At 67.7% G+C, this 16,406-nt stretch carries 13 protein-coding genes; 8 read left to right on the top strand and 5 right to left on the bottom strand.

What is annotated here, in order from left to right; translation table 11 throughout:
- Window positions 1-14 precede the first annotated feature (14 nt).
- The 5 genes from G6N37_RS11345 to G6N37_RS11325 all read left to right on the top strand — a co-directional run bounded on the left by G6N37_RS11345 (window position 15) and on the right by G6N37_RS11325 (window position 8,289).
- Window positions 15-497, top strand: a complete 483-nt coding sequence (locus G6N37_RS11345) for a single-stranded DNA-binding protein (protein WP_163680064.1) — start codon at window positions 15-17, stop codon at window positions 495-497.
- 81 nt (window positions 498-578) lie between these two features.
- Window positions 579-2,255: an energy-dependent translational throttle protein EttA gene (gene ettA / locus G6N37_RS11340; protein ID WP_163680062.1), complete on the top strand. Its 1,677-nt coding sequence runs from the start codon at window positions 579-581 to the stop codon at window positions 2,253-2,255.
- 117 nt (window positions 2,256-2,372) lie between these two features.
- Window positions 2,373-7,217 carry an NAD-glutamate dehydrogenase gene (locus G6N37_RS11335; protein WP_163680058.1) on the top strand — a complete coding sequence of 1,615 codons (4,845 nt, stop codon included), beginning with the start codon at window positions 2,373-2,375 and terminating at the stop codon, window positions 7,215-7,217.
- Window positions 7,214-7,627: an acyl-CoA thioesterase gene (locus G6N37_RS11330; RefSeq protein ID WP_163680055.1), complete on the top strand. Its 414-nt coding sequence runs from the start codon at window positions 7,214-7,216 to the stop codon at window positions 7,625-7,627. The genes G6N37_RS11335 and G6N37_RS11330 overlap by 4 nt, the downstream gene beginning before the upstream one ends.
- The gene (locus G6N37_RS11325) at window positions 7,615-8,289 is read left to right on the top strand and encodes a hypothetical protein (protein WP_163680052.1); all 675 of its coding nucleotides are present in this window, start codon (window positions 7,615-7,617) and stop codon (window positions 8,287-8,289) included. Before G6N37_RS11330 ends, G6N37_RS11325 begins: the two co-directional genes overlap by 13 nt.
- A gap of 60 nt (window positions 8,290-8,349) precedes the next feature.
- Here the strand turns inward: G6N37_RS11325 and G6N37_RS11320 are convergent, their stop codons facing one another.
- From G6N37_RS11320 to G6N37_RS11305, 4 genes are all read right to left on the bottom strand, one after another.
- A complete protein-coding gene (locus G6N37_RS11320) occupies window positions 8,350-9,363 on the bottom strand; it encodes an NAD(P)/FAD-dependent oxidoreductase (RefSeq protein WP_163684926.1) in 1,014 nt (337 codons plus the stop codon).
- A gap of 48 nt (window positions 9,364-9,411) precedes the next feature.
- Window positions 9,412-10,044 (bottom strand): DUF5134 domain-containing protein, encoded by a 633-nt coding sequence (locus G6N37_RS11315; protein WP_232075423.1) that lies wholly within the window; start codon window positions 10,042-10,044, stop codon window positions 9,412-9,414.
- Between the two features lie 178 nt (window positions 10,045-10,222).
- Window positions 10,223-11,788 (bottom strand): glycoside hydrolase family 13 protein, encoded by a 1,566-nt coding sequence (locus tag G6N37_RS11310; RefSeq protein ID WP_163680046.1) that lies wholly within the window; start codon window positions 11,786-11,788, stop codon window positions 10,223-10,225.
- Window positions 11,789-11,808: 20 nt separating this feature from the next.
- On the bottom strand, window positions 11,809-12,204 hold the full coding sequence (locus tag G6N37_RS11305) for a globin (RefSeq protein WP_163680043.1): 396 nt from the start codon (window positions 12,202-12,204) through the stop codon (window positions 11,809-11,811).
- Between the two features lie 142 nt (window positions 12,205-12,346).
- Here G6N37_RS11305 and G6N37_RS11300 point away from each other — a divergent pair, with 142 nt between their 5' ends.
- From G6N37_RS11300 to G6N37_RS11290, 3 genes are all read left to right on the top strand, one after another.
- The gene (locus G6N37_RS11300; protein WP_163680041.1) at window positions 12,347-12,994 is read left to right on the top strand and encodes an HNH endonuclease; all 648 of its coding nucleotides are present in this window, start codon (window positions 12,347-12,349) and stop codon (window positions 12,992-12,994) included.
- A gap of 78 nt (window positions 12,995-13,072) precedes the next feature.
- Window positions 13,073-13,300 (top strand): aa3-type cytochrome oxidase subunit CtaJ, encoded by a 228-nt coding sequence (gene ctaJ, locus G6N37_RS11295; protein WP_163684924.1) that lies wholly within the window; start codon window positions 13,073-13,075, stop codon window positions 13,298-13,300.
- Window positions 13,287-13,754, top strand: a complete 468-nt coding sequence (locus G6N37_RS11290) for a DUF5130 domain-containing protein (protein WP_179961891.1) — start codon at window positions 13,287-13,289, stop codon at window positions 13,752-13,754. The genes ctaJ and G6N37_RS11290 overlap by 14 nt, the downstream gene beginning before the upstream one ends.
- Here G6N37_RS11290 and pepN read toward each other — a convergent pair.
- Complete coding sequence (gene pepN, locus G6N37_RS11285) at window positions 13,751-16,339, bottom strand: aminopeptidase N (RefSeq protein ID WP_163680035.1); 2,589 nt, start codon at window positions 16,337-16,339, stop codon at window positions 13,751-13,753. The genes G6N37_RS11290 and pepN overlap by 4 nt on opposite strands.
- Between the last annotated feature and the right edge of the window lie 67 nt (window positions 16,340-16,406).

The following is a 16,406-nucleotide window of genomic DNA, read 5'->3' as shown; positions in this document are numbered from 1 at the left end:
AAGGGATCATTCCAATGTTCGAAACCCCGCTAACGGTCGTCGGCCACATCGTCAACAACCCCGAGCGCCGGCAGGTCGGCACCCAGGAGGTCATCAAGTTCCGCGTCGCCAGCAATTCCCGGCGGCGCACCGCCGACGGCGGCTGGGAGCCGGGCAACTCGCTGTTCATCAACGTCAATTGCTGGGGCAAGCTGGTCACCGGCGTGGGCGCCGCGCTGGGCAAGGGTGCGCCGGTGATCGTGGTGGGTCACGTCTACACCAGCGAGTACGAGGACCGTGACGGCAACCGCCGCTCGTCGCTGGAGATGCGTGCCACCTCGGTCGGGCCCGATGTGTCCCGCGCGATCGTGCGCATCGAGCGGCCGGGCTATGCCGGCCCGACCGCCGGCGACGCCACCACGCCCGCGACGGATGCGACCGACGCCACTGGTGAGGACGCCGACGCCGGCGACAGCGTCGAGTCCGCCGCAACGGGACCGCTGCCGCTGTCGGCTTAGCTGCGGGATCCGGCTTCCCGCGCGGTGCCTAGGATGGTCGGCGAGAGCTTTCTCAAAGAACCAGAAAGGCATACCCGCGGCATGGCTGAGTTCATCTACACGATGAAAAAGGTCCGCAAGGCGCACGGCGACAAGGTGATCCTGGACGACGTCACGTTGAGCTTTTACCCGGGCGCCAAGATCGGTGTTGTCGGCCCCAACGGCGCCGGCAAGTCGAGCGTCTTGCGGATCATGGCCGGGCTGGACAAGCCGAACAACGGCGAGGCCTTTCTGGCCACCGGGGCCACCGTCGGCATCCTGCAGCAGGAGCCGCCGCTGAACGAAGAGAAGACGGTGCGCGGCAACGTCGAGGAGGGGCTCGGCGAGATCAAGGTCAAGCTGGACCGCTTCAACGAGGTCGCCGAATTGATGGCCACCGACTACTCCGACGAGTTGATGGAGGAAATGGGCCGGCTGCAGGAGGACCTCGACCACGCCGACGCCTGGGACCTCGACTCGCAGCTGGAGCAGGCCATGGACGCCCTGCGTTGCCCGCCGCCGGACGAGCCGGTGACGAATCTGTCCGGCGGTGAGCGGCGCCGCGTGGCGCTGTGCAAGCTGCTGTTGTCCAAGCCCGACCTGTTGCTGCTCGACGAGCCGACCAACCACCTGGACGCCGAAAGCGTGCAGTGGCTCGAACAACACCTGGCCGCCTACCCGGGCGCGGTGCTGGCGGTGACCCACGACCGGTACTTCCTGGACAACGTCGCCCAGTGGATCCTCGAGCTCGACCGCGGCCGCGCGTATCCCTACGAGGGCAACTACTCGACATATCTGGAGAAGAAGGCCGAGCGGTTGTCGGTGCAGGGCCGCAAGGACGCCAAGCTGCAAAAGCGGCTCACCGAGGAGCTGGCCTGGGTCCGGTCGGGGGCCAAGGCGCGCCAGGCCAAGAGCAAGGCCCGCCTTCAGCGCTACGAGGAGATGGCCGCCGAGGCGGAGAAGACGCGCAAGCTCGACTTCGAAGAGATCCAGATCCCGGTCGGGCCGCGGCTGGGCAACGTCGTCGTCGAGGTAGACCACCTCGACAAGGGCTACGACGGGCGCACCCTGATCAAGGATTTGTCGTTCACCCTGCCCCGCAACGGCATCGTCGGGGTCATCGGCCCCAACGGGGTCGGCAAGACCACGCTGTTCAAAACCATCGTCGGGCTCGAGCAGCCGGACAGCGGCACGGTCAAGGTCGGGGAGACCGTCAAGCTCAGCTACGTGGATCAGTCCCGCGCCGGCATCGACCCCAAGAAAACCGTGTGGGAAGTGGTCTCCGACGGGCTGGACTACATCGAGGTCGGCCAGAACGAGATCCCGTCACGCGCCTACGTTTCCGCGTTCGGGTTCAAGGGGCCAGACCAGCAGAAGCCGGCCGGCGTGCTGTCCGGCGGCGAGCGCAACCGGCTGAACCTGGCGCTCACGCTGAAGGAAGGCGGCAACCTGATCCTGCTCGACGAGCCGACCAACGACCTCGACGTCGAGACCCTGGGTTCGCTGGAGAATGCCCTGGAGAAATTCCCGGGCTGTGCGGTGGTGATCTCCCACGACCGCTGGTTCCTGGACCGCACCTGCACGCACATCCTGGCGTGGGAGGGCGACGAGGACAACGAGGCCAAGTGGTTCTGGTTCGAGGGCAACTTCGGCGCCTACGAGGAGAACAAGGTCGAACGGCTCGGGGTCGATGCGGCGCGGCCGCACAGAGTGACCCACCGGAAGCTCACGCGCGACTAGTGTCAGCCTCGCAGCCCCGACGATGCGGCCCACATGGCCGTTGTGGGGGCGCCCCCCTCGCGGGGTCAGTGGGCGGTTGAGCACAGCGGCATCTGTCACGAGTTGGGAGCCATCGGCATGACGATCGATCCCGGAGCCAGGCAGGCCCTCAAACCGTGGACCGCCTTCGCGCAGCCGCAGGACATTCCGGACTGGATCGCGAAGGCCTATATCGAGAGCTATCGCGGTCCGCACGGCGACCAACCCGGGGCCGCGGAATCCGGTCCCATCGACCTGACCCTCCCGTCGGCCATCCTGACTCCGGGCATGCTCGGCGCCCACTACCGGCTCGGGCAGCATCGCCCGGCCGGTCAAAGCCGGGTCGCGGTCTACCCGCCGGACCACCCGGCCGGGTTCGGGCCCGCGCTGCAAGTCGTCACCGATCACGGCGGCATGCTGATGGACTCCGTCACGGTGCTGCTGCACCGGCTCGGCGTGTCCTACACGGCCATCATGACCCCGGTGTTCGAGGTGCACCGCAAACCGACGGGCGAGTTGGTCAGCCTCGACCCCAAACCGCCCGGCGCCCCCCAGTACGAGGGCGAGGCGTGGATACACGTGCAACTGCTGCCGTCGGTCGACAGCAAGGGCCTCGCCGAAGTCGAACGGCTGTTGCCCAAGGTCCTTTCCGACGTGCAACAGGTCGCCAGCGACGCGGGCGTGTTGATCGCCACCCTGAGCGGCCTGGCCGCGGAAGTCGAAACCAACGCGCAGGGCCACTTCACGGCCCCCGACCGCGAGGATGTCGCGGCGCTGCTGCGCTGGCTGGGCAACGGCAACTTCCTGCTACTCGGCTACCAGCGCTGCCACGTGCACGACGGCTCGGTCTCCGGCGACGGGTCACCGGGCCTGGGCGTCCTGCGCACCCGCACCGGTTCCCGCCCCCGGTTGACCGACGACGACACACTGCTGGTGCTCGCGCAATCGGTCGTGGGCAGCTACCTGCGCTACGGCGCCTACCCGTACGCCATCGCGATTCGGGAAAACTGCGGCGGCGAGGACGGTGTCGTCGAGCATCGCTTCGTGGGGCTGTTCACCGTCGCCGCGATGAACGCGGACGTCCTGGAGATCCCGACGGTCTCGACCCGGGTGCGCGAGGCGCTCACCCTGGCCGACAGCGACTCGATCCACCCCGGCCAGCTGCTGCTCGACGTCATTCAGACCGTTCCGCGCTCGGAACTGTTCACGCTGAGCGCCGAACGGCTGTTGACGATGGCCAAAGCGGTGGTCGACCTGGGATCCCAGCGTCGGGCGCTGTTGTTCCTGCGGGCCGACCGGCTCCAATACTTCGTCTCGTGCCTGGTTTACCTGCCCCGCGATCGCTACACCACGCAGGTGCGGCTTCAGATCGAGGACATCCTGGTCCGCGAGTTCGGAGGCGCGCGACTGGAATTCACCGCTCGTGTCAGCGAATCGCCCTGGGCCCTCATGCATTTCATGGTCCGGCTGCCCGAACACGCGGCACCGCCGGACGTCTCGGAGGACAACCGGGTCCGCATCCAGGGCATGCTGAGCGAGGCCGCGCGCACCTGGACCGACCGGTTGATCGCGGCGGCCGCGGACGGTTCCGTCGAGCATGGCGACGCCGAGCACTACGCGACCGCCTTCCCCGAGGTCTACAAACAGGCGGTCACCCCCGCGGATGCCATCGAGCACATCGCGATCATCGAAGAGCTGCAGGACAACTCGGTCAAGCTGGTGTTCTCCGAACGCGGTGAGGAGGGTGCCGCCCAGCTGACCTGGTTCCTGGGTGGGCGCACCGCCTCGCTGAGCCAGCTGCTGCCGATGCTGCAGAGCATGGGCGTGGTGGTGCTCGAGGAGCGGCCGTTCACGGTGACCCGTCCGGACGGGCTGCCGGTGTGGATCTACCAGTTCAAGATTTCGACGCACCCCACCATCGCGCCCGCGACGACGACGGCCGACCGCGAGGCGACCGCGCAACGATTCGCCGACGCGGTCACGGCGATCTGGCAGGGTCGCGTCGAGATCGACCGGTTCAACGAGCTGGTCATGCGGGCACGGCTGACCTGGCAGCAAGTCGTGCTGCTGCGCGCGTACGCGAAATACCTACGGCAGGCGGGCTTTCCGTACAGCCAGTCCTACATCGAGTCGGTGCTCAACGAGCACCCCTCCACCGCGCGATCGCTGGTCGTCCTGTTCGAGGCGCTCTTTGATCCGCGCCCGTCCCGTGCGTCGGCGAACCGCGACGCCCAGGCGGCGGCCGCCGCGGTCGCCGCCGACATCGACGCGCTGATGAGCCTGGACACCGACCGCATCCTGCGGGCGTTCGCGTCGCTGGTCCAGGCGACGTTGCGCACCAATTACTTCGTCACGCGAGAAGGTTCGGCCCGCGCACGAAATGTGCTGGCCCTCAAGCTCAACGCTCAGCTCATCGACGAGCTTCCGCTGCCGCGCCCCAAGTACGAGATCTTCGTCTATTCGCCCCGCGTGGAAGGCGTGCACCTGCGCTTCGGTCCGGTGGCGCGGGGCGGGCTGCGCTGGTCGGACCGGCGCGACGACTTCCGCACCGAGATCCTCGGCCTGGTCAAGGCGCAGGCGGTGAAGAACGCCGTCATCGTGCCGGTCGGCGCCAAGGGGGGCTTCGTCGTCAAGCGGCCGCCGATGCCGACCGGGGACCCGGCGGAGGACCGCGAGGCCAGCCGGGCCGAAGGCGTCGCCTGCTATCAGCTGTTCATCTCCGGACTGCTCGACGTCACCGACAACGTCGACCACAAAACGAAGAAGGTCAGCCCGCCGTCCGAGGTGATCCGGCGCGACGGCGACGACGCCTACCTGGTGGTGGCCGCGGACAAGGGCACCGCCACCTTCTCCGACATCGCCAACGACGTCGCCAAGTCCTACGGATTCTGGTTGGGAGACGCGTTCGCGTCCGGCGGATCGGTGGGCTACGACCACAAGGCCATGGGCATCACCGCCAAGGGTGCGTGGGAGGCCGTCAAACGACACTTCCGCGAGATGGGCGTCGACACCCAGGCCGAGGACTTCACGGTGGTCGGCATCGGCGACATGAGCGGCGACGTGTTCGGCAACGGCATGCTGTTGTCCAAACACATCCGGTTGATCGCCGCCTTCGATCACCGGCACGTCTTCCTCGACCCCGACCCCGACACCGCGGCCTCGTGGGAGGAACGCCGGCGCATGTTCGACCTGCCACGCTCCAGCTGGGACGACTACGACAAGTCGTTGATCAGCCAGGGCGGTGGGGTGTACAGCCGCGAACACAAATCCATTCCCGTCAGCCCGCAGGTGCGCGAGGCGTTGGGCATCGACGGCGAAATCACCGAGATGACCCCGCCGAACCTGATCAAGGCGATCTTGCAGGCGCCGGTCGATCTGCTGTTCAACGGCGGCATCGGCACCTACATCAAGGCCGAATCCGAATCCGACTCCGACGTCGGCGATCGCGCCAACGACCCGGTGCGGGTCAACGCAAGTCAGGTGCGCGCCAAGGTGATCGGCGAGGGCGGCAACCTGGGTGTGACCGCCCTGGGCCGGGTCGAGTTCGATCTGTCGGGCGGGCGCATCAACACCGACGCGATGGACAACTCCGCCGGCGTGGACTGCTCGGACCACGAGGTCAACATCAAGATCCTGATCGACTCGCTGGTCACCGCGGGCAGGGTCCACCCCGGCGAGCGCAAGGAGCTGCTGGAGTCGATGACCGACGAGGTCGCAAAGCTGGTGCTCACCGACAACGAAGACCAGAACGACTTGATCGGCACCAGCCGCGCCAACGCGGCGAGCATGCTGCCGGTGCACGGCAGGCAGATTCAGTACCTGGTCGACGAGCGGGGGCTGAACCGCGAATTGGAAGCGCTGCCATCGGAGAAGGAAATCGACCGGAGGTGTGAGGCCGGCATCGGCCTCACCTCGCCCGAGCTGTGCACCCTGATGGCGCACGTGAAACTCGGGCTCAAAGAGGAGATGCTGAACACCGAGCTGACCGAGCAGGACGTGTTCGCATCCCGGTTGCCCCAGTACTTCCCGACGCCGTTGCGGGAACGGTTCGGCGCCGAGATCCGTACGCATCAGTTGCGCCGCGAGATCGTCACCACGATGCTGATCAACGACCTGGTCGACACCGCCGGCATCAGCTATGCGTTCCGGATCACCGAAGATGTCGGCGTGGGACCTGTCGACGCGGTCCGGACCTACGTCGCCACCGACGTCATCTTCGGCGTGGGCGAGATCTGGCGGCGGATCCGCGCGGCCAATCTGCCGGTGGCCCTGTCGGATCGGCTCACGCTGGATACCCGGCGCTTGATCGATCGCGCCGGCCGCTGGCTGCTCAACTACCGTCCACAGCCGCTGGCCGTCGGCGCCGAAATCAACCGGTTCGCCGCGAAGGTCAAAAAACTGACCCCCCGAATGTCGGAGTGGCTGCGCGGCGACGACAAGGCGATCGTCGAAAAGGAAGCCGCCGAGTTCGCGTCGCAGGGAACACCCGAGGACCTGGCGTACATGATCGCCGCCGGTCTGTACCGTTTCAGCCTGCTGGACATCATCGACATCGGCGACATCAACGACATCGACGCCGCCGAGGTCGCAGACACTTACTTCGCCCTGATGGACCGGCTGGGCACCGACAGCCTGCTGACGGCGGTCTCCGAACTGCCCCGCAATGATCGCTGGCATTCCCTGGCTCGCCTGGCGATTCGCGACGACATCTACGCCTCGCTGCGATCGTTGTGCTTCGATGTGCTCGCCGTGGGGGAGCCGGACGAAAGCGGCGAGGAGAAGATCGCCGAGTGGGAACACCTGTCCGCCTCCAGGGTGGAGCGGGCCCGCCGCACCCTCGTCGAAATCCAGGAAGGCGGGGAGAAGGATCTTGCGACGCTGTCGGTGGCCGCGCGTCAGATCCGGCGCATGACCCGCACCAGCGGAAGAGGATCGTCGAGTTGAGCGTCGGCTTCGTGGCCCCCGTACCGGTGCGCTGGTCGGACATCGACATGTACCAGCACGTCAACCACGCCACCATGGTCACCATCTTGGAGGAGGCGCGGGTCCCGTTCCTTTCCGAACCGTTCGGCGCCGACATCACCACCATCGGCCTGCTGATCGCCGACGTCCGGGTCACCTATAAGGACCAGTTGCGCCTGGTCGATTCACCGCTGCAAGTGACGATCTGGACGAAACGGCTGCGGGCGGTCGATTTCACCCTCGGGTACGAAGTGCGCTCGGTCAACGCCGACCCGGACGCCAAACCCGCCGTCATCGCCGAATCGCAGCTGGCGGCGGTCCATATCGAGGAGCAGCGGCTGGTCCGGCTCTCCCCGCACCATCGGGAGTATCTGCAGCGGTGGATTCGGTAGCTGACCGGGGGCTTTGGCTGGGGCCGCAGGACCGGACCGCTCAGCGCAGGGACCTGGCCGCGTTCGTCGGTCACGCGCAGCGTCTTGACGACGCCGCGGTCATTCGCCTTCGCAGCCGAGCGCCCGGGTTGCTGACGGCCTGGGTGGCAACGGGTTTCGACGTCCTGGCCAGCCGCGTGGTGGGCGGCGAAGTCCGGCCCGAGGATCTGTCGGTGGGCGCGGATGCCCTGGCGCGGGGCCTGGCGGCGATGGACGACTCGGGCTACGTCGATCCCGGCTTCGCGATGGACTCCGCGTGGCGCGGAGCGTTGCCCCCGGACACCGGCTTCACCCACCTCGAGGACATACCCGCCCGCGTGATGCTCGGCCTGGCGCAGCGGGGGGCGCAACTGGCCAAGGAACACGGCAGTTCTCACGGCCCGCCCGTGTCGCTGCTCGACCAGGAGGTCATTCAGGTGAGTTCACCCGACGTCAGCGTGGGGCTGCCCATGCGGTGTGTGTTCGCCTTGACCGCAATGGGTTTCCTGCCGCAGTCTCCCGATGCCGTCGACGCCGACGAAATGATCCGCGTCCGGATCCTGCCGACCTGGCTGCGCATCGACGCCCGGTTCGGCTCCGTGTACCGCCGCCGCGGCGACTCGGCGCTGCTGCTCCGCCGCTGACGGTTCGACCGGCGCGCGCCCGGCTTCGAAATCTGCAATGTCGGTCGCACACGGCGTTCGTCACGTCCCGTAGACCATCCACAGTGGAAGAACCGCGTCGAGGTAATCGATGAACTTCTTGAGGCCCACCCGGTATTGCCCGTAGCCGTAGGGGTCTTCGGCGTACTCGGGAAACGCGATGCCCAGCCCGAACAAACCGGGGGCAAGGATTCCGTTCATCCGGTTGTACTGCAGCGGACCCCATTGCGGCGTCTCGGGCAGCTTCCGCGGCTCGAAACCGACGGTGTAGACCGCGCGGTCGCACTCGGCCATCTTCGCTTCGAATTGCGGGCTCGCAACCAAGCACCTCTCCAACCGCTCTGGATGCACCCCGTCGATGTTCTCGCGGGCCCACTCGGCGGCGCGCCCCTTGAGGCCGGTGTCGTCGAACAGGATCCAATCATCCAGATAGACAGCGTATTTGAGTGGGCTGCGGTAGAAATTGATCACCTTGCCGACCGGAAGCCGCAGCAGGTGCGGCAGCGCGATCATCGACGAGTGCGACGAGCCGAAGACGGCAACCGTCGCGCCCTCCAGCGGCACCCCGGCGAGTTTGTCGGCATCGAGTGCGACCTCGACCGGAATCTCTTCGATGGGGTAGTCGAGCGTTCTGGGCACCGCACCGACGGCGAGAATCACGTTGTCCGAAGTCAGTTCCGGGTCCAACGTTTCGATCCGCCACTGCCGTCGCCGCAGGGTCAGGGTGGTGGCCGTCGTCTCGAACACGTGCACCCGCTCGCGCAGCCGGTCGGTCACCCACACCAACGGGTCGGCGACCAGGGCAAGGGCGCAGGTCTCCTCGGGGTCGACTTCGGCCAGCGGCGTCGGCGGGGCTTGTGAGAACCGAAAGGCCGCAGAGCCATTCAAGAAACTCATGAACGTGCCGGCGATGGTGTTGCTCGACACCGACCTCCACTTGCCGCCCAGGTCTCCCGCGGCGAAGGCGGGATCCACCCAGGCGAGCTTGTCGGGCGGTATGCCCTGATCGAGCAGCCTTCCCACCGCGGCAATCCCCGCGGGCCCGGCTCCGATCACTGTCCACGCGTAGGTCGCCATGTACCAGGTATAGAGCAGCGACTCGGATCACACGATGTCGGCGAACATCAGCGCCGTGCCGGCGGCGGTGACCGCCTGCGTCACGATTTGCGCGTACGTGAGGCCAACGGTGCGCGGCATCAGCCTCCTCCAGTGCTGCGTCATCCAGCGGTACGCCCAGAAAATCGCCACCGCGCCGAACCCGAGGGCCGCGGTCCAGTTCACCATGCTGACCCAGTTCGCCGCGGGCTGCGGCAGGTGGTGTGCGGCGTGCTGCACCCCCGATGCGGCGCTGTGTGCGGGCATGTTCATCCCATCCGCGCCGGCGTGCTCCGAGTGGCCCGGCAAGCTGCCGTTCATCGCCCCGTACATCCAGGCCATCGCCACCATCATCAGGGCGTAGTAGTAATTCGTGAGCCTGCCGTCGGCGGCCCAGGGCGCATGGCCGGCGATGCCGACGAACCAGGCGCCACCGAGCAAGAAGCACGTCGCCGCCACGATGGTCGGCAGACTCATGCCCACCCCCCAGGCCATCAAGATCATCACCGCCGACATCGCCAGGTGCAGCAGCTGGCTCACCACGCCGGTCCAGCAGCGTCGTTGGGCGACAAGGAAATACGCGTAGGCCGCGAAGCTGACGGCGAAGAGGGCCGTCACCAACCATCGCACGGTGCTATCCACCAACCCGCCTTTCGCCGGTGGGCTCGGACGGCGTCTGCTTGAGACCCGGAATCGGGGTTTCGATCTCGGCCATGGCACGACAGTACCCCCACAGGGTATCTACGCGGCGACGCCACCCCGAAATTCGGCCGATCGCCACCCCAAAGCGGCTGCACCGCCGCGGCTTTGGGTCTACCGTTCACGCCAGCCAGGCCGCGGCGTCCGGCGGGAGTTCGCCGTCGACCAGCGGGGCGCTGGCCACGATGAGCTCTCCCGGCGGCAGCGGGATCGGTCGGCGGCCCGTGTTCACCGCGCACACCGCCCCGCCGCCGCGGCGGCGAAAGACCAGCGCATCGCGCGGCGCGTCCAACCAATCGATCCCGTCACCCTCGAATTCGGTGCGCTCCTTGCGCAATTTGATGACGCGCTGGAAGAACGAGAAAGTCGACTCCGGGTCGGCGATCTGCCGCTCGACGGTCAGCGCCGCCCATTCCCGCGGCATCGGTAACCAGGTGTCGGGCGAGGAGGAGAACCCGAACGGGGGGGCATCGCCCGACCACGGGATCGGGACCCGGCACTTGTCGCGGCCGCGCTCGGTGTGCCCGGAGCGTTCCCACGTCGGATCCTGCAGCACCTCGTCGGGCAGCTCGACGTCCGGCAACCCCAGCTCCTCGCCGTTGTAGATGAACACCGCGCCCGGCAGGGCGAGCATCACCATCGCCATCGCCTTCGCCCGGCGCAGCCCGATCTCGCCGCCCCCATAACGGGTGACCTCACGGCCCACGTCGTGGTTCGACAGCGTCCAGGTCGGAATGGCGTTCTCGATCGCGATGGCCTCCATCGAATTCTGGATCGCGTGGTGGATCTCGCTCGCGTCGAAGTGGATCTTGGTCAGCCGGAAGTTGAAGCCGAGGTGCAGTTCGTCGGGCCGCAGGTACTCGGCCCACAGGAGGTTGTCCAGGACCCACACCTCGCCGATGGTGACCGCGTCGGGATAGTCGTCGACGATCTTGCGGATCCCGCGGTGGATCTCGTGCACGCTCGGGTGGTTGAAGCGCGGGTCGTCGTCGCTGTGACTCAGCACCTTGACGTTGTCCTTGGCGTCGGGCAGGTCGGCCGGCTTGGCCATCCCGTGCGCCACGTCGATGCGGAACCCGTCCACGCCGCGCTCGAGCCAGAACCGCAGCGTCTTCTCGAAATCGTCGAAGACGTCCGGGTGCTCCCAGTTCAGGTCCGGCTGCTCGGTGTCGAAGAGGTGCAGGTAGTACTGGCCCGGGTTGCCGTCCGGCTCCACCACCCGCGTCCACGCGGACCCCCCGAACACCGACGTCCAGTTGTTCGGCGGCAGCTCCCCGGCGGGACCCCGGCCGTCGCGAAAGTAGTAGCGGTCCCGCGCTTCGGTGCCCGCCCCCGCGGCCAGCGCGGCCTGGAACCATGGGTGCGCCGAGCTGGTGTGGTTGGGCACCACGTCCATGGTGATCTTGATGCCCCGCTCGTGCGCCGCCGGGATCAGCCGCTCAATGGCCGCCATCCCCCCGAACAGCGGGTCGATGTCGCGCGGGTCGGCGACGTCGTAGCCGTGGTCGGCCATCGGCGAGACGGTCACCGGGTTGAGCCAGATCGCGTCCACCCCGAGCCGTTCGAGGTGATCCAGGTGCGCCAGTAACCCATCGATGTCGCCCACCCCGTCGCCGTCGCTGTCGGCGAACGACCGGGGATAGACCTGATAGAAGACCGCGTTCGACCACCATGCTCCGGGGCTCATCCTGCTCCGTTCGTTGGGTATCAGAAGGGCGAGTTGACAAGTGAGTGGGCGGCCATCTCAAGGTAATCGAGCAGCTGGCGTCGGTGCTCGTCGTCGAGGGCCGCCGAATCGATCGAGGCGACGGCGGTGTGCATGCAGCGCAGCCAGGCGTCGCGCTCGATGGGAGTGATCCGGAATGGGGCATGCCGCATCCGCAACCGGGGATGACCGCGGCGGTCGGAGTAGGTGCGCGGGCCGCCCCAGTACTGCTCGAGGAACATGCGCAACCGTTCCTCGGCTCCCGCCAGGTCGTCCTCGGGGTACAGCCGGCGCAGGATCTCGTCCTCGGCGACCTCGGCATAGAAGCGAGACACAATCGCGTGGAAGGTTTCGGCACCGCCGACGGCGTCATAGAAGGACTGGGGCTCGGAATCCATCGCCTCCATTGTGGTCCATCGCGACGGCATCCGGCCGAGCCGGGCCGACCGCCTTCCCGCTGTTCACCCGGACGACATGCCGTTCACCTGCAATAGGGGTGCGATTGGCGACGAATCATGGTGGACTATCCGCGGAGGATCTATGGCGCAGGGCAAGAGACGCCGCAGCCACCGCACTTCCGGTGCCGCGGCAGGGTTAACCGGGCCCCCAACCGCGTCATGCCTGCATAGCGTCGATACCCATCCCCCCAACCGCCAAGAAACCGCATCCCTGTGGAGTCGGCGGCGGGTGCTGCTGCTGAACTCGACCTACGAACCGCTGACCGCGTTGCCGATGCGGAGGGCCATCGTGATGGTGATCTGCGGCAAGGCCGACGTGGTCCACCACGACCCGGCCGGGCCGGTCATCCACTCGGCCACCAGCTCGATCGTCGTGCCCTCGGTGATCCAGCTGCGGTCCTATGTCCGGGTTCCGTACCGGGCCCGCGTCCCGATGACCCGGGCCGCGCTGATGCACCGCGACCGGTTCTCCTGCGCCTACTGCGGGGCGAAGGCCGACACCGTCGACCACGTGGTGCCACGCAGCCGCGGCGGCGACCACTCCTGGGAGAACTGCGTCGCCTGCTGCTCGACGTGCAACCACCGCAAGGGCGACAAGCTGCTCGCCGAGCTGGGCTGGGTGCTGCGCCGGACACCCGTGCCGCCGACCGGACAGCACTGGCGCCTGCTGTCGACCGTCAAGGAGCTCGACCCGGCCTGGGCGCGCTACCTCGGGGAAGGCGCGGCGTAGCGTCTCGATCGCTCGACATCTCGTGTCCGAGTGTGCCGACGGATCGGCTCGTGGGATACGGTTTCCGTCGTGAGCCTTTTGCAGATTCACCTGTACTTCATCGGGATACCGTTGCTGCTGGTGGCGGTGCTGGCGGTGCTGATCTGGTCCCACAAGGGGCCGCACCCCGCGACCTACAAGTTGGGCGAGAAGTGGACGCACCCGCCGATCCTGTGGGCGGCCACGGGCGAAGACGTCGGCCACGCGCATGGCGGGCACAACACACACGAGTTCTCAGTTGGAGGTGGCGCCAGTGGCACGTGGTGATGTGGCGACGATCGAGCCCGCCGAGCTGCCCGACGGGTGGGTGATCACCACCAGCGGACGGATCTCCGGGGTCACCGAGCCCGGTGAGCTGTCCGTTCATTACCCGTTCCCGACCAAGGACCTCGTCGCCATCGACGACGCACTGAAGTTCGGCTCGCGGGCGTCGAAGGCGCGGTTCGCCGTCTACCTCGGCGACCTGGGCAACGACACCGCCGCCCGGGCCCGCGAGATCCTGGCCCAGGTGCCGACGCCGGACAACGCCGTACTGCTGGCGGTCTCACCCGACCAGAAGGTCATCGAGGTGGTCTACGGCTCCCAGGTTCGCGGCCGCGGCGCCGAGTCGTCCGCGCCGCTGGGGGTCGCCGCCGCGTCGTCGGCGTTCCAGCGGGGCGACCTGGTGGACGGACTGGTCAGCGCGATCCGGGTACTGAGCGCGGGGATCGCCCAGGCCTAATCGGCCGCGTCGAGTCGGCGGGCCCGCAGGGACCGCTTCACGCCGGCCTGGCCCTCCAGCACCAGCCGTCGCAAGGCCGGCGGGACCTCGGGATCGGACAGGAACTTGTCGGCGGCCGCGATGCCGGCGTCGCTGATATCCCAGTGCGGGTAGAGGCCGATCACCACCGTTTGCGCGACTTCGCTGGACCGCCGCGCCCACACGCCCGCTATCGCCTCGAAATAGCGGTCGGTGAACGGCTTGAGCAGGTCGTGCTGCCCGGCCGGGGCGAAGCCCGCGATGATGGAGCGGGCCGTGATGTTGGCCAGGGTGTCGTCCTCGATCACCGTGGTCCAGGCCTCCTCCTTGACCTTCGGTTGCGGCCGTGCCGTCGCCGCCTGGGCGCCTTGGCGCTTGCCGGCGGCCGTCGGATCGCGCTCGACCTCCGCGTCGATGAAGGGCGTCGCGGGCCCGTCGGCGTCGACCTCGCCGGCGGCGGCGAGCGCGGTCACGATCCGCCACCGCAGGTCGGTGTCGATCTCGAGGCCGGCCAGTCCCAAGCCGGCGGGGTCGTGGTCGAGCAGGTCCGCCAGCGTCACGACGTGGCGGGTCGACAGCACCGACGAGCACAGGGTGTTGACGAAGGCGAGCTGGTGATCCGAGCCGGGCTGGGCGGCGCGCGCCAGCTCCAGCAACCGGTCGGCGAACCGCGGCCACCCGTGCTCGTGGGCCCAGCCCGGGTCGGCGTAGGAGCCCAGCGCCGTCTGCGCCTGCAGCAGCAGCCGCTGCGCGACCCCGACCTCGGTTTCGGCGTGCACCCCGTCCGAGACCAGGGCCACGAAGTCGCGGGCCCGCAGTTCGGCCTCCCGCGTCATCTCCCACGCCGCCGACCACACCAGCGAGCGCGGCAGCGGCTCGGCGATGTCGGCGATCCGCCGCAGCGCGGTCTGCAGCGACTCGCCGTCCAGCCGCAGTGCGCAATATGTCAGGTCGTCATCGTTGACCAGAACCAGCTGGCCGCGCGAAACACCAACCAGCGCAGGGACTTCGGTGACAGGACCCTCGACGTCGAGTTCTTCCCGCCGCACCCGCACCAGCTTGCCCGCCCCGTCGTCGTCGTAGATCCCGATCGCCAGCCGGTGCACCCGGGTTTCGCCGCCCCCCGGGGCGGCGCCGCTCTGCTGCACCACGAAGCGGCTGAACCGGTCGTCGGCGTCGACGTCGAAATCCGCTCGCAGCGTGTTCAGTCCGGTGGTCTTCAGCCACTGCTGGCCCCAGTCGGACAGGTCCCGGCCCGACGCCTGCTCCAGCGCGGCCACCAGGTCGTCGAAGGTGGCGTTGCCGAACGCGTGGCTGCGGAAGTAATCGCGCAGCCCGGCCAGGAACTGCTCCAACCCGACGTAGGCGACGAGCTGTTTGAGGACGGAGGCGCCCTTGGCGTAGGTGATGCCGTCGAAGTTGACCTCGACCGCGGCCAGGTCGGGGATGTCCGCGGCGATGGGGTGCGTCGACGGCAATTGGTCCTGGCGGTACGCCCACGACTTCTCGACCGTGGCGAATGTCGTCCACGCCTCGGTGAATTCGGTGGCCTCCGCCTGGCACAGCACCGAGGCGAACGTCGCGAACGACTCGTTGAGCCACAGGTCGTCCCACCAGGTCATGGTGACCAGGTCCCCGAACCACATGTGCGCCATCTCGTGCAGCACGGTCTCGGCGCGCCGCTCGTAGGACGCCCGGGTGACCTTGCTGCGAAAGACGTAGTCCTCCAGGAAGGTCACCGCCCCGGCGTTTTCCATTGCGCCGGCGTTGAATTCGGGGACGAACAGCTGGTCGTACTTGCCGAACGCGTAGGGCAGCCCAAAGTTCTTGTGGTAGAAGCCGAATCCCTGCTTGGTCTGGGTGAACAGCCGCTCGGCGTCCATGTGGCGCGCCAAGGATTCGCGGCAGAAGATGCCCAGCGGGATCTCCCCGTGTTCGTCGGTGTAGGTGTCGTTCCACTCGGCGTACGGGCCGGCGATCAGCGCCACCAGATAGGTGCTCATCCGGGGAGTGGTGGCAAAGGTGTGCACTCTGTTGGTCTCCGAGTCCGCCACGGCCTCGGGTGCGCCGTTGGAGATCACCTTCCAGTGCTTGGGCGCCGTCACCCGCAGCTCGAACGTCGCCTTGAGGTCGGGTTGGTCGAAGCAGGCGAACATGCGCTTGGCGTCGGCGGTTTCGAATTGCGAGTACAGGTAGGTCTCGTTGTCGACGGGGTCGACGAAGCGGTGCAGGCCCTCGCCCGTGTTGGAGTAGCGGCAGTCCGCGTCCACGATCACGACGTTGCGTTGCTGCAGACCCCGCAACGGGATGCCCGTCGATTCGTCGTACCCGGACACGTCGATGTCGTGGCCGTTGAGGCTGGCGGCGCGCACCCTCTCGGCGGCGAGGTCGATGTAGGTGTCGGCGCCGGGGAGCGCATCGAACACCACCGTGGTGATGGACCGGAACGTGCGTTCGCCCGGGTTTCCGTTGCCATCGGTGACATCGAGCTGGATCTGGTAGCTGTCGACGGTGATCAGGGCGGCGCGTTCGACGGCCTGATCCCGGGTGAGATTAGGAAGGGCCACGCGTCCAACTTACGTGCCCGGATCGCATCCGGGGCAGTGCGGGAACAGGGGCGCGGCGCCTACGGTT

Origin of the sequence: Mycobacterium seoulense, from assembly GCF_010731595.1 — a bacterium.
GTDB classification, from domain to species: domain Bacteria; phylum Actinomycetota; class Actinomycetes; order Mycobacteriales; family Mycobacteriaceae; genus Mycobacterium; species Mycobacterium seoulense.
The sequence above is the reverse complement of the archived record's forward strand: the minus strand, read 5'-3'. Positions and strand labels throughout refer to the sequence as shown.